The sequence below is a fragment of the Sorangium sp. So ce834 genome, from assembly GCF_051521425.1.
GTDB classification, from domain to species: domain Bacteria; phylum Myxococcota_A; class Polyangia; order Polyangiales; family Polyangiaceae; genus Sorangium; species Sorangium cellulosum_D.
The window spans coordinates 11,792,966-11,806,141 of record NZ_CP150351.1; the positions used below are offsets into that span (position 1 = coordinate 11,792,966).

The following is a 13,176-nucleotide window of genomic DNA, read 5'->3' on the forward strand; positions in this document are numbered from 1 at the left end:
AGCGCGCGCCGCTCACCTCGACTCTAGACAACGCCCGCCACCTCGTCGACCTTGCAGCGCGGGCGTGTCGCTCACTTGTTGCGAAGGGTCTTCAGCGCGCCGGCCCACGCGAGCAGCTGGTCGAGCAGGGTGCCGACGGACGCCTCGTGGCGGGAGCGGGGCTTGAACACGCTGAAATTCTCGAAGTCGTCGTACAGAGAGAGCGTGACCTGCGCGCGCACGTCGGCGACCTGAAGCTCGGCCATCACCAGCCGGAGGTGCTCGACGGCGCGGACGCCCCCCGCGCTGCCGTAGCTCACGAAGCCAGCCGCCTTGTTGTTCCACTCCTTGTACAGGTAATCGATCGCGTTCTTGAGCGCCCCCGAGGTGCCGTGGTTGTACTCCGGCGTGACGAACACGAAGGCGTCGAACGCGTCGATCTTTGCCGCCCACGCCTTTGTGTGAGGCTTTGTGTACTGCCCCATCGACGGCGGCGCCGGCTCGTCGAGGAGCGGCAGATCGAAATCCTTGATATCGACGAGCTCGTAGTCGGCGCCGCCCTTCTTCGTCGCCACGCCGTGCACCCACTTCGCGACGGCCTCGCCGTTCCGGCCCGGCCGCGTGCTCCCCAGGATGATCGCCACCTTCAGCATGTCTCCGCTCCTGGCAATGGCCCCTCTCCGGTCGCCCCAGCGGGCGGCGTGATGCTCATTCCCACGACACCCCGGAGGAGAGAAGGGACCTTCGAGGTTACCGCCGGATCGACGTTGCGACCAGCCAGGTTTCGCGCGTTCGCGGGCTTTCGCGTCCGGTACCTCCCTCGTGTCGCGCAGGCCGGCCGGAGCGTGGCCGCAGCAGGGTGGTGGCCTAATTTGCCCCGGAGTGATTCACATGAAGGCGGGAAGACGGGAAGATCATTGAGCTTTCTTCCCGCCTTCCCGCCTTCATGTTCAAATTAGGCCACCACCCGCAGCAGCAGCGGCGCTGGCGAGCTCGAGCGCGTCGCGGCGTGCTCGGCGATGAAACGGCAGCCTCGGCGCTGCGGGCGAGCGTCACGTGCTCGATGATCAGGCTGATCGCTGACCGCAGCGCGCGGCCAGGCGGACAAGCGCGGCAAGTGCAGAAAGCTCGGACGCCGGCCGGCCGCCTGCCGCGAGCGCGCACGCGGCGTCGCAATCTGCCACAAGCGTGCGCCTGGCGCATCGCCGCGCGCCGGAGGAGACACGTGCGATCCTCGGCGCAGAGCGCCTCCGAGCGTCCGCGGAAGCGGCGGAGGGCGACCTGGCATGGACGGTGCTTGAGTGGTTGTGCGTGATAGCGAGTCCGCGGCGCATGGCTGCGAAGCGGGCTACGCGTGAGGCCGCCATCAGACATTCTGGCGAGCTGCGAGAGAGGAAACAACGATGCAAAAGTGTCTCTGGGTTTCTTTGGCTACGACGATCGTCCTGGTCGGAGCCGCGGGCTGTGACGACGCCGCGGACACGGTGAACGACGTGCTGCCCGGCGAGGAGTCGCGCGAGGCGCGCATCACACAGATCGCCGAGGCGGCGTGCGACCGGTACGCCGACACCGAGGCGGGCTGCCCTGGTTACGGCACCGGGGACGACCAGACCTATGAAACGGAAGAGGACTGCCAGCGCGATTTCGAGGACCGCGCGGCCGAGCTCTGGCCCGCGAGCGAGTGCGGATCGGGACAGATCAACGATAGCCGCTACGACGTGTGCGAAGAGCGCGCGAAGGCGGTCGCCTGCTCACAGGGCGTCTTCGACGCGATCGCCGCGCTGGACGAGTGCAGCGCCGAGAGCGTGTGCACGGATCCCGCGGACAAGTGACTTCCTCTCGGCGGGCTGCTGGACCGGCAGCCCGCCGAGGTCATGTCATGCCGTCGGGCGCCTAGGGTTGCGCGTTCGCGCGTCGTGTCCGGGCCACAGCTGCGCCGATCGCCGCACCGATCGCCGCACCGAGCAGCAAGCCCAGCCGGCCTGTCGCCTCGTAGCCCCGAAGACCGCCGTGTTCGAACCCGCTCGCGAGGTTGCCCCCGAACAGCGCCCCCAGGAGCAGCCCCAGGGGCGCCCCCGCCGCGGCCCCGACCGCGGCGCCGATCACCAGCCGAACGACATCCCTCATGGCGGCGAGCCTAGCCGCATTCCCGCCGCGGCCAAAGCCGGAACTGGCTGCTGGGAGCGCCCCGCCGACGCGTTACCTCACCGGCAGCGCCATGTCCGGGGGGCCCCCGCTCCGGGTCGCTTTCGACGACCTCCGCTCACACCTCGAGGCGCAAAAAAACGCCTTGGCCGCTCGACGCAGGGAGAGGTCGGCGAGGTCCGGCAGCGCCACGCGCGGCGCGGTCACGGGGAGCCCGGAGCCGTGGCGAGCCTCCTCAAGGATTCAACGTGGCGACGAAGGTCTCGTAACGCGCTGTGGGGGGGCGAGGGTCGGTGTCCATCGACGGGTAGATGAAACCGGCGATTGCAAGCGTGCCATTCGGAGAGATGGTCATGTCCGCCCCGCCGCCTCGATAACCCGTGGGGACGTCGAAGTAGGCGGACCAGAGCGTGGTCCCGCTGTCGTCGAGCTTGGTAACCGTCGAGCCCCCGGTGAGGAACATCCCACCAGCAGGATCCAGGATTAGACCCCCGGGGTAGGGAATCGTGCTGGAGGTGATGACCTCCCCTGCGGCGTCCAGCTTGACCAGCACGGCGAACAGCTCGTCGCCAGCTCCTGGCGCGCCACCGCCGAAGTCGACGGTGCCATCCGTGTAGCCCGTCACCAGGACCTCGCCCGCGGCGTTGACGGCCACCGAGGTGGCTGACGCCCTGGGATCCACGTGCGCCTTGGAGCGGAACTGCCGTTGCCAGAGCAGAGCACCCGTCGTCGACAGCTTGATGACGTTGAAATCCGCACCGGGGGAGTAGATATAATCCTGGTCCGCGTTCGCCACGAGCACGTTACCGTCGCTGTCGACCGCGAGACCTCCCGACCCGCTCGAGGATCCTGGAATCTCGGATCCTGGCAGATACTCCTCCCAGAGGACGTCCTCACCTCCGGCGCTCACCTTTACCACATGATAGGACACAGAATCCCAGCCACCAGCCACGCGGAGGACGAACACATTGCCGACGCCATCGACGGCCATCTCCACCACACCTCCGAAGTCGATCCCAGGCCGCGGGAAGCCATTGCTCCAGATGTGGTTGCCCTCGGGGTCGAACTTGACCAAAAATAGCGCGTTAGCAGAATAATCGGCGGGCGGGATGGGACCCCCACCAAAATCTGGGCTTTCATAAAAGAACGGCCCCTCCCCATCATAGCTTCCGGCAAAGTAGATGTTTCCGCTTCCGTCGATGGCCAGGCTGGGGGCCCACTCGTAGTGCTTGGACCCGAAGCGCCTGCTCCAGATGAGCGAGCCGGAGGGGTCGAGCTTGAGGAGGAAGACGTCGTATTCTCCTGCGCTGGTGAGAGGGCCGTCGCCGAAGTCCACCGTCCCTTTGAAGACGCCGGAGACGTAGTAGTTGCCCCACGCGTCGCTCACGATGGACGTGGCGCCCTGCTCGCCGGGGCCGCCGTATGCCCGCGCCCACGGCGGGAGGCGGGGGCACTGGGGATCGCCGTCGCAGTCCTCGTCCACCGGGCTGGCGCAGAGCTCCGCGGCCGGCGCCACCGCACCTGCACACGGGCCATAGCCGAGCCCATCGGAGCGACACGTCTGCGTCCCGGTGGTGCACGGCCCGATGCCCACGGTCCCGGTGGGGCCCGTGTAGCAGGTGAGCACCGTGCCCGGCACGCACGTGCCTGGCGTGCCGCCGCCCTCGCCGCCGCTGCCGCCCTCGCCGCCGCTGCCCCCACCGCCGCTGCTGGCCGCGCCGCTGCCGCCCTCGCCGCCGCTGCCACTGCCGCCCTCGCCGCCGCTCCCCCCGCCGCCCTCGCCGCCGTCGTCCAAGGGATTGAACGTGGCGACGAAGATGTCGCTGCCCGCCGCGTAGGCGATCGGACCCGTCCCGAAGTCCACCGGCGCAAGCACGCGCCCGGTGGCTGCAATCGTGCGATTCGGAGCAAGGGCGATGTCCTCGAAGATCGCATCGGCGTCGGTCGACCATGTCTCTGTCCCGCTCGCGTCAAGCCCGGCCAGGCCACCCCCGGCGATGACGATGCCGCCGGTCGGGTCCAAGGCGATGTCGCCGCCGAAGCGAACCGAGCGGCTGAAGAGATGCTGGCCTGCAGCATCCACCTTCATGAGCATCGGCCCACGAGGGAGCACGCCGCCGCCGAAATCGATGGTTCCGTCCGTGAAGGCCGTCACGAAGATCTCGTCCGCCGCGTTCACCGCCACCGAGGAGGCCGATACATCGAAGGATTCGGTGATGAACTCTCGTCCCCACAACCAACCATTAGGTCCATACTTGGACAGGTGGATGTGGTACCGTCCTGCACTCACCACGATCGCGTTTCCTGCGCCATCGATAGCAAGATCCGCTCCCGTGCGACCGTCGGTATACGGAAGGACGAAATCGAACCAGGTGAGGGTGGGTCCGGCGCGCAACCTCGTGAGAAACAGTACACCGCCAGCATCATAAAGCACGTACCCATCGCCGACGTCATCGACGGCAACTCGCTTGATATCCACGCGGTCCAACGGATAACTCGGAAAGCCCTTGCTCTGGATGTGGTTGCCCTCGGGGTCGAGCCTGGCCACGAAGAGCGTGGACCGTTCGGTGGGCGCGAGGGGGCCCCCGCCAAAGTCGGGGCCCGGCACGGGAACGTGGGCTGGACCAGCGTTATAGACTCCGGCGACGAAGATGCTTCCGCCCTCGCCGATGGCCACGTTGACGCTCTCATCGTCGTACTCGGCACCGAAGCGCCTGCTCCAGATCGCCGAGCCGGAGGGGTCGAGCTTGAGGAGGAAGACGTCGGAGCCCCCTGCGCTGGTGAGAGGACCGGCGCCGAAGTCCACCGTCCCCTCGAAGGCGCCGGAGACGTAGTAGTTGCCCGACGCGTCGCTCACGATGGACAGGCCGCTGTCGTCGCCGGCGCCGCCGTATCCTCGCGCCCACGGCGGCTGGAGGGGGCACCTGGGCTCGCCGTCGCAGCTCTCGTCCACCGGCGTGGCGCAGATCTCTGCGGCCGGCGCCACCGCACCTGCACACGGGCCGTAGCCGAGCCCATCGGAGCGACACGTCTGCGTCCCGGTGACGCACGGCCCGATGCCGATGGTCCCGGTGGGGCCCGTGTAGCAGGTGAGCACCGTGCCCGGCACGCACGTGCCTGGCGTGCCTGACGCGCCGCCCTCGCCGCCGCTGCCGCCGGCGCCGCTGCCGCCGGCGCCGCTGCCGCCGACGCCGCCGACGCCGCTGCCGCCGACGCCGCTGCCGCCGACGCCGCCCTCGCCGCCGCTGCCGCCCTCGCCGCCGCTGGCGCCGCTGCTGGCCACGCCGCTGCCCCCGGCGCCGCTGCCCCCAGCGCCGCTGCTGGCCGCGCCGCTGCCCCCGGCGCCGCCGCTGCCCCCGGCGCCGCCGCTGCCCCCGGCGCCGCCGCTGCCCCCGGCGCCGCCGCTGCCCCCGGCGCCGCCGCTGCCCCCGGCGCCGTTGCTGGCCGCGCCGCCGCTGCCCCCGGCGCCGTTGCTGGCCGCGCCGCTGCCGCCCTCGCCGCCGCTGCTGCTGGCCAGCCCGCTGCCCCCGTCGCCGCCGCTGCCGCCGCCATGAGCGCTGGTCGTGGCACCGCTGTCCGTTCCGGCGCCGCCACCGTCACCATCCGTGCCCCCGCGCACGTCGAGATCGCACGCCGTGGACACGAGGACAGCTGCGATGGCCAAGGCGGCCGTTCCACCCCGGCTCGCCCGAGTGCGCGCTCGAGCAATCGACTCGTCGTCTCTGGTCATGGCGGCTTCGTTGCCCGGCGTGGCCGGGATATTCACGTCCCGCGACGCGCCCCCGAGCAGCGCCGAGGCGATGGGCCGATGGCTGAATGCATCGCGTCGGCGCTCGAAGCCGACCCGATCGAGGCCGCCTCAGCCGCCAGGATCGCTCGGCTCGTGGTCGGACTCCGGCGAGCGACACCGCATGATCATGTGGATCTCGTTGCCCTTCTCGTTGTGCCACACCTCGTCCATGAAGGTGCGGATCAGCATCAGTCCGCGGCCGCTCGGCTTGTCCAGGTTGGCGAGGTCGGTCGGGTCGGGCAGGTCGCGCGGGTCGAAGCCGGGGCCCTCGTCGCGCACCACGTAGGTCGCCTCCGTCCGCGTCTCCCGCGCCACGACGACCACACGCCGGTCCCGGTAGGGGCTCTCGGTCCGGCGCCGCTCGACGAGCGCCGAGAAGGCGCTCGGATCCTCGTCGAGCAGCGACGAGCTCACCTCGAGGTTGCCGTGCACGATCGCGTTCACAAGCGCCTCGCGCAGCGCCACCGCGACCTGGATCCGGCCCGTCTCGTCGCACAGCCGCATCCGGCCCAGGCTCTGCTCGATGTGGCCCACCAGCGCGGGCACCTTGGCCACGTCGTTGTCGAGCTCGAAATGGGACTCGGTCGCCGTCAGGCACGCGAGCAGCTGCTGCTCCCGCCGATCGAGCCGCGCCACCGCGAGGACGTTCTCGACCGTGCTCACGAGCTCCGCCGCGAGGCTCCGCTTCGCGACGTAGCTCGCGGCGCCGCGCCGGAGCGCCTGCACCGCGATCTCCTCGCTGCCGTGCGCCGTCATCAGGATCACCGGCAGGTACGGGTGCTCGCGGCGGATCGCCTCGACCAGCTCCAGGCCGTCCATCTCCGGCATCTGGAGATCGGTCAGCACGATCTCGGGCATCGTCTTCGCGATCGTCTGGAGCGCCTCGACGCCGTTCTCGGCGTACATCGGCTCCATGCCGGCGCGCTTCTTGAGCAGGCTCCCGGAGAGGCGCCGATCCATCGGGGAGTCGTCCACCACGAGCACCCTCACCATCGCGTCACCCCTCCTCCTCGTCATCCTCAGAGATCCTCAGAGCGCCGCTCGCCCGGCGGCGGGGCGTCCGCCGGCGAGCCCTCGCGCACGAACGCGGCGAGCTCGGGGAGCAGGCGATCGATCTGCGCCCGCAGCGCGAACTGCGCCTCGGCCAGGCTCCCGAGCTCGTTCGAGCGCGCCATCTTCTCCAGCGCGAAGGCCGCCTCGAACGCGCCCCGCGCGCCGAGGCTGTCGACCCCGCCCTTCAGGCTGTGCGCGGCCCGCTGGAGCTTGCGGGCGTCGCCGACGGTCACCGCCTCGTCGATGTCGGCCATCCACCGCGGGCACTCCTCCAGGAAGACCTCGACGAGCTCGCGCAGGAGGTCGGCGTCGCCGCCCGTCCGCTCCAGCGCCCTCGTGCGGTCGAACATCGGACGGCTCGCGATCGACGACGGCGAGCCCTGCGGCCGCTCGTCCGGCGATCGGGTGCTCGGCGGCCCGTTGTCGAGCGGCGACGAGGGCACCGACGGGTACGAGTTCGGCGCGCCGAGCGACAGGCGCGCCGGGTCCTCGATCTCCAGGGAGGAGGGCCCGGCGGCGAGCCGGTCGATCATGTCGTAGAGCTCCTCGACCTGCACCGGCTTCGACACGTAGCCGTCGAAGCCCGCCCGGAGGCAGCGCTCTCGGTCGCCCTTCATCGCGTACGCGGTCACGACGATGAGCGGCATGTGCCCGCCCTCGCGCCGCTCGCGCGCGCGGATCGCCCGCGCGGCCTGGAGGCCGTCCATCTCGGGCATCTCCACGTCGAGCAGGGCCACGTCGTACTGGCCGGTCGCGATCTTCTCGACGGCGAGCCGGCCGTTCTCGACGATGTGCACGTGGTGGTCCTGCCGCTCCAGCCAGCGGCGCATCAGCTTCTGGTTGATGGCGTTGTCCTCGGCCACGAGGACCCGCAGGCCGCGGGCGCGCGGCCCGGGCACGGCGCGGCGCACGTCGGCCGACCGGAGCGCGCTGCGCGTCGGGATGCCGAAGGCGTGGAACACGGCCTCCTGGAGGTGCGACGTCTTCACGGGCTTCGTGACCATCCCGAAGACGCCGAGATCGCGGCAGCGCGCGGCGTCCGCCTGCGCCGAGGTGGAGCTGAGCATCATGATGGTGCGCCCCTTCAGGATCTCGCGCCGCCGGCAGTGCTCGACCACGGCGAAGCCGTCGACCTTGGGCATGCGGGCGTCGACGATGGCGAGGCCGAACGAGGAGGTCGGCCCGACCGCGTTGCCCCCCGGCTTGCCCCAGGGCAGCGCCCACGTGCCCGAGTCCTCCGAGAGCGCCGCGATCGCCGCCGCCCCCGAGTCGACCGGGACCGCCTTCATCCCCCAGCCCTCGACGGTCTCGGCGAGGATCCGCCGCGCGGTCGCGTTGTCGTCGGCGATGAGGACCCGCGTGCCGAGCAGGTCCCGCGGCATCTGCAGGCGGCGCGACCGGGCGGCGCCCTCGAGCGCCCGGAGCTGGAGGGTGAAGTGGAACGTGCTGCCCTTGCCGAGCTCGCTCTCGATCCAGATCTTGCCGCCCATCATCTCGACGAGGCGGGCGCAGATGGTGAGGCCGAGCCCCGTGCCGCCGTACTTGCGGGTGGTCGAGCCGTCCGCCTGCGCGAACGCGTCGAAGACGAGCCGCTGCTTGTCGGGGGCGATCCCGATGCCCGTGTCGATCACGCGCACGTGGAGCACCACGTTGTCGCCGAGCGCCTCGCCCGCGTAGAGGCTGGGCGCGCTCTGGCGGTCGGCGCTGGCCTCCTCCTCGGGCGTGAGGGGCGCGCGCGAGTCGACCTCGGCGCGGACGACGATCTCGCCGGCGTCGGTGAACTTCACCGCGTTGCTGACGAGGTTCACGAGGACCTGGCGCAGGCGCAGCGGGTCGCCGACGAGCGCCTCGGGCACGTCGGGGCCCACGTCGTAGGCGAGCTCGAGCCGCTTCTCGTGCGCGCGGAGCGCCAGCGTCTTCACGGCGTCGCCGATGATCTCGCTCGGGTCGAAGACGACGGGCTCGATCCCGAGCTTGCCGGCCTCGATCTTCGAGAAGTCGAGGACGTCGTTGATGATGGCGAGGAGCGCGTCGGCCGAGATCTTGACCATCTCGAGGTACTCGCGCTGCTCCTGGGTGAGCTCGGTCTGGAGCGCGAGCGACGTCATGCCGATGATGCCGTTCATCGGGGTGCGGATCTCGTGGCTCACGCTGGCGAGGAACTCGCTCTTGGCGCGGCTCGCCGCCTCGGCGGCCTCCTTGGCCTGCTGGAGCTCGGCCTCGACGGCCTGGCGCTGCATGAGCAGGGCGCGCAGGCTCGCCGAGTGCTCGCGCTCGTTCTCGAGCGAGGCGGCGCCCATGGCGTCCGCGCGCCGCTTCGCGATGCTCGCCATCACCGCCATGGCGGGGGTGGTGACGGCGAAGACGATGACGCGCAGCAGGTTGTCTTCCTTGTACGAGAACGGCACGCCGGTCTCGGAGAAGTAGAGCGCGAAGTAGACGCACGAGATGAGCGCGGTGACGATGCCGCTCCACAGGCCGCCGCTGAACGCCGCGAAGACGATGATCATCGAGAGGATCGCCGGCGGGTTCGGGATGTTCCAGTCGAACGCGGCCTCGAGCGAGGCGACCGCGCCGATGACGAGCAGCGCGAGCAGGGGCCCGAGCAGCGGGAGGAGCCAGAGCTTCTCCCACGAGGTCCGGCTGTGGCGCCGCTGCGGCACGGCCCCGGCCGGCAGGAAGGTGCCGCGGCCGTCGAGGTCGCCGCCGAGCGAGAGGCGGGGGTCGCCGACGAGGGAGAGGCGGGGGTCGCCGCCCAGCGACGGGCGGCCGTCGCCGTTCAGCGACGGGCGGGCCTCGCCGCCCAGCGACGGGCGGCCGTCGCCGTTCAACGAGGGCCGGCCCTCGCCGCTCAGCGGCGGACGGGGCTCCGCGTGGGCGGTCCCCGGCGCAGCGGCTGGCAGGGGACCCTCGGCCTTCGGCATGGCTTTATGGAGATAGCGGGGTCGCGATCGGGCGTCCATGGCCGCGAGGTGGGGTCAGGCGGACGGGTGCCGCCGGGGCGGCCGGGGGGCAGGCCAGGGGCGCCGCGCCCTCACCCCTTCACTCCGCCCGTCGTCAACCCCGCCACGAGGTGACGCTGCACCAGATAGAACGCCGCCATGACCGGCAGCGACACGAGGAGCGCCCCCGCCGCGAACCGCTCCCACTGCGCGTCGTGCTCGCCGATGTACCGCTGCAGCACCACCGGCAGCGTGAACATCTCCTCCTTGGAGAGCAGCGTCGCCGCGAGGATGAACTCGTTGTACGCCGTCATGATCGCGAACAGCGCCGTCACCGCGATCGCCGGCCGCGCCGCCGGGAGCACCACCCGGACGAAGGCCTCGAAGCGCGTCGCCCCGTCGACCATCGCCGCCTCCTCCAGGTCGACCGGGATCGCCTCGAACGCCGCGCGGAGCTGGAAGATCGAGAACGGCACCGCGGTGGACGCATAACAGAGCACGAGCCCCGTCCGCGAGTTGAGCAGGCCCAGCGCGTCGAGCAGGAGGTATAGCGGGATCGCGCTCGCCACCGTCGGGAACATCTGCGTCGCGAGCAGCGCCCGCAGGCCGCGGCGCTTGCCGACGAACTCGAAGCGCGCGAGCGCGTACGCCGCCGGGACCGCGATGGTGACGCCGACGGCCGCGGTCGCGAGCGCCACGGCGACCGAGTTGGCGAGCTGGCGGGGAAACAGCCAGATCGTCTCGCCCCCGACCTTCTGCGACGTGGTGACCACCGCCTCGAGGTGCGCGAGCGTCGGCTGGTTCGGGATCGGCAGCACCTCCGGCACCGGCGGGCGCGCCCCCGAGAAGGCGATCGAGACGACCCAGAGCACCGGGTACAGCGCGAACGCGACCGCCGCGAGCAGCGCGACGTGCACCGCGATCGACTCGACCGGAGAAGGCTGCCGCGTCATACGGCCTCCGTCGCCGCCACCGGCGCGGGCGCCGACCCGTCCGCCGCCCCGCCGCCCTGCGGGATGAACGACCCGGGCGTCCGCCGCCGCCACCGCCAATCCCGCGTGGCAAGGGTGAGCAGCAGGAAGATCAGCACCGAGTACGCCGCGGCGTAGCCGTACTGCGCCTCTCGGGTGAACGCCCACCGGTACGCCTCGGACACGAGGATGTCCGTGGTGCCGTCCGGATCGCCGCCGGACACGAGGAACACCACGTTGAACATGTTGAACGTCCAGATCGCGCCCAGGGTCACCGCCGGCGCGAGCACCGGTCGAATCAGCGGCAACGTAATTTTCCAGAGACGCTGCCAGCGCGAGGCGCCGTCGACCTCGGCCGCCTCGAGCACTTCGCCGGGCACGGCGGTGAGCGCGCCGAGGGTGACCACCATCATGAACGGGAAGCCGAGCCAGACGTTTGTCGCCACGTTGGCCGTGAACGCGGTGGTGAAGCTCGAGAACCAGGCGATCGGCTCGATGCTCGTCCCGAAGGCGGCGTTCACCGCCTCGATGAGGCCGGTCACGGCCCCGTACTGCCGGTGGAACATGCCCTTCCAGGACAGCGCGGTCACGTAGCTCGGCACGGCCCAGGGCACGATGAGGAGCACCCGGTAGAGCGCGCGGAGGCGCAGCGTCGGGCGGTGCAGGAGCAGCGCCAGCGAGACGCCGAGGACGAGGTGGCAGACGACGTTCACCGCCGTCCAGAGCACGGTCACCGCGAGCACCAGGTAGAACGAGCCGCTCGAGAAGAGCGGCTCGCCGCGCGCCGTGAGGATGCTGATGAAGTTGGCGAGGCCGACGTACCGGAGGCTCTCGCCGCTGCCGGCGAAGAGCGACGTCGCCGCGCCGATGACGAGCGGCACGATCACGAGCACGCCGATCGCGACGACGGCGTGCGCGACGTACTTGTAGGCCGGAATCGAGCGTTGAATCGAGCGTTGAATCGAGCGTTGAATCGAGCGTTGAATCGAGCGTTCGAGCGATCGCCGGAGCGCGGGGCCGCGGACCGCGCCCTTCGCGGCGGAGGCCCACCGGAGGGCGAGGACGAGCGCGAGCGCGCCGAGCCCGACGAGGAGCGGCGCCGGCGAGGCGCGCGGGGGCAGCGGCCGGCGCACGTCGTCGAAGCGGTGCTTCGCCTCGGCGAGCGCGACGTCCGGGGGCGCGTCGCCCCGCAGCACCTTGCGGATCGCGCGCGCGGCCGGCTCCCAGGTCGAGCGCATCGCCGGCGACGTCGGCATCGGGATGGCCACCTTGGCCTGCTCGGCGAAGGCCGCGATGAAGGCGTCGCCGGCCGAGACGGCCACGTCGCTCCGCACCGGCGGCGTGCGCGCGATCTCGATCCGCGTGGCCGCGGCCGCGGCCCCGGCGAGGTGGCGCGCGAGCGCCCGCGCCTCGGCCCGCTGCGCGCCCTGGGGCGAGAGCATGACCGCCTCCACGGTCATGAAAGGCCGCATCGGCTGGCCGGTCTCGCGCACCTTCGGGAGCGGGACGACGCGCGCGCGCCGCTTCGCCTCGTCCTTGAGGCCGCCCACGAACCACGGCCCGCTGATCGCGAACGCCGCGCGGCCCGCGTTGAACAGGTCGGTCACCAGCGCGCCGTTCGCGTCCTCCGGGACGACCCGCCGCGCGATCAGCGAGCGGACGAGCTCGAGCGAGCGCTCGGGCCCCGGGCCGAAGAAGCCGAACTGGTCGTTCTCGTCCAGCATCGCGCCGCCGAACGCGGCGAGGATCGGCATGTGCGCGTAGGCGTTCGACGCCTCGTACGCGAGCGGATAGACGCCCTGCGGCAGCGCGCCGGCGAGCGCCGCGATGTCCTCGAGGAAGGCCGGCGCCTCCTGGACGAGCGCGGTGTTCATGTAGAGCGCCATGCACTTCTGGCTGATCGGCAGCCCGAAGATCTCGCCGCCCAGCCGGACGGCCGCGAGCGCCGGCCCCTGGAACACCGCCTCACCGCCCGGCTCGAGCGCGTCGCCCACGGGCGCGACGAGCTTGCGCGCGCGGTAGTCGCCGAGCCGCTCGTGGGCGTCGATGAACAGGTCGGGCCCCTCGCCCATCGGGACCGCCGCCTGGAGCTTCGAGGCGTAGGCGTCGAACGGGACGGCGAGGAGCTCGACCTCCGCCCCCTGGAAGGCCGCCACGATGGCGCCGAGCGCCCTGGCCTCGTCGTCGCGGTACGCGTGCCAGAGCCGGATCGGCGCCGCGACCGCGAGCCCGGGCAGGAGCAGGACGAGGGCGAGCGCGGCGAGCGCGGGCGCGGGGCGGCGGCTCGGCATGGCGC

At 71.4% G+C, this 13,176-nt stretch carries 9 protein-coding genes; 2 read left to right on the plus strand and 7 right to left on the minus strand.

What is annotated here, in order from left to right:
• Positions 1–71 precede the first annotated feature (71 nt).
• Positions 72–632 carry an NADPH-dependent FMN reductase gene (locus WMF20_RS43385; protein ID WP_129579746.1) on the minus strand — a complete coding sequence of 187 codons (561 nt, stop codon included), beginning with the start codon at positions 630–632 and terminating at the stop codon, positions 72–74.
• Positions 633–1,382: 750 nt separating this feature from the next.
• Between WMF20_RS43385 and WMF20_RS43390 the strand changes: the two genes are divergently transcribed.
• Positions 1,383–1,811, plus strand: coding sequence for a DUF6184 family natural product biosynthesis lipoprotein (locus WMF20_RS43390; RefSeq protein ID WP_129579747.1), 429 nt, complete (start codon positions 1,383–1,385; stop codon positions 1,809–1,811).
• A gap of 61 nt (positions 1,812–1,872) precedes the next feature.
• Here WMF20_RS43390 and WMF20_RS43395 read toward each other — a convergent pair whose 3' ends face one another.
• A complete protein-coding gene (locus tag WMF20_RS43395) occupies positions 1,873–2,106 on the minus strand; it encodes a hypothetical protein (protein ID WP_129579748.1) in 234 nt (77 codons plus the stop codon).
• A gap of 253 nt (positions 2,107–2,359) precedes the next feature.
• Positions 2,360–5,233, minus strand: coding sequence for a hypothetical protein (locus WMF20_RS43400; RefSeq protein WP_437607599.1), 2,874 nt, complete (start codon positions 5,231–5,233; stop codon positions 2,360–2,362).
• On the opposite strand from WMF20_RS43400, the gene WMF20_RS43405 reads away from it, so the two are divergent.
• On the plus strand, positions 5,223–5,678 hold the full coding sequence (locus tag WMF20_RS43405; RefSeq protein WP_437607601.1) for a hypothetical protein: 456 nt from the start codon (positions 5,223–5,225) through the stop codon (positions 5,676–5,678). The two genes, WMF20_RS43400 and WMF20_RS43405, sit on opposite strands and share 11 nt — an antisense overlap.
• 305 nt (positions 5,679–5,983) lie before the next feature.
• Here WMF20_RS43405 and WMF20_RS43410 read toward each other — a convergent pair whose 3' ends face one another.
• The 4 genes from WMF20_RS43410 to WMF20_RS43425 form a co-directional block, all read right to left on the minus strand.
• A complete protein-coding gene (locus WMF20_RS43410; protein ID WP_237244639.1) occupies positions 5,984–6,931 on the minus strand; it encodes an ATP-binding response regulator in 948 nt (315 codons plus the stop codon).
• A 2-nt stretch (positions 6,932–6,933) separates the two neighbouring features.
• Entirely contained in the window at positions 6,934–9,891 is a 2,958-nt protein-coding gene (locus WMF20_RS43415; protein ID WP_437607602.1) for a response regulator, read from the minus strand.
• 110 nt (positions 9,892–10,001) lie between these two features.
• A complete protein-coding gene (locus WMF20_RS43420) occupies positions 10,002–10,862 on the minus strand; it encodes a sugar ABC transporter permease (protein WP_165374485.1) in 861 nt (286 codons plus the stop codon).
• Positions 10,859–13,171 (minus strand): extracellular solute-binding protein, encoded by a 2,313-nt coding sequence (locus tag WMF20_RS43425; protein ID WP_437607603.1) that lies wholly within the window; start codon positions 13,169–13,171, stop codon positions 10,859–10,861. The genes WMF20_RS43420 and WMF20_RS43425 overlap by 4 nt, the downstream gene beginning before the upstream one ends.
• Positions 13,172–13,176 lie beyond the last annotated feature (5 nt).

Excerpts from the sequence above, each read along its gene's own strand:
- WMF20_RS43385 (WP_129579746.1), bottom strand. The coding sequence starts at position 632 with ATGCTGAAGGTGGCGATCATCCTGGGGAGCACGCGGCCGGGCCGGAAC.
- WMF20_RS43390 (WP_129579747.1), top strand. The coding sequence starts at position 1,383 with ATGCAAAAGTGTCTCTGGGTTTCTTTGGCTACGACGATCGTCCTGGTC.
- WMF20_RS43395 (WP_129579748.1), bottom strand. The coding sequence starts at position 2,106 with ATGAGGGATGTCGTTCGGCTGGTGATCGGCGCCGCGGTCGGGGCCGCG.
- WMF20_RS43410 (WP_237244639.1), bottom strand. The coding sequence starts at position 6,931 with ATGACGAGGAGGAGGGGTGACGCGATGGTGAGGGTGCTCGTGGTGGAC.
- WMF20_RS43415 (WP_437607602.1), bottom strand. The coding sequence starts at position 9,891 with ATGCCGAAGGCCGAGGGTCCCCTGCCAGCCGCTGCGCCGGGGACCGCC.
- WMF20_RS43420 (WP_165374485.1), bottom strand. The coding sequence starts at position 10,862 with ATGACGCGGCAGCCTTCTCCGGTCGAGTCGATCGCGGTGCACGTCGCG.
- WMF20_RS43425 (WP_437607603.1), bottom strand. The coding sequence starts at position 13,171 with ATGCCGAGCCGCCGCCCCGCGCCCGCGCTCGCCGCGCTCGCCCTCGTC.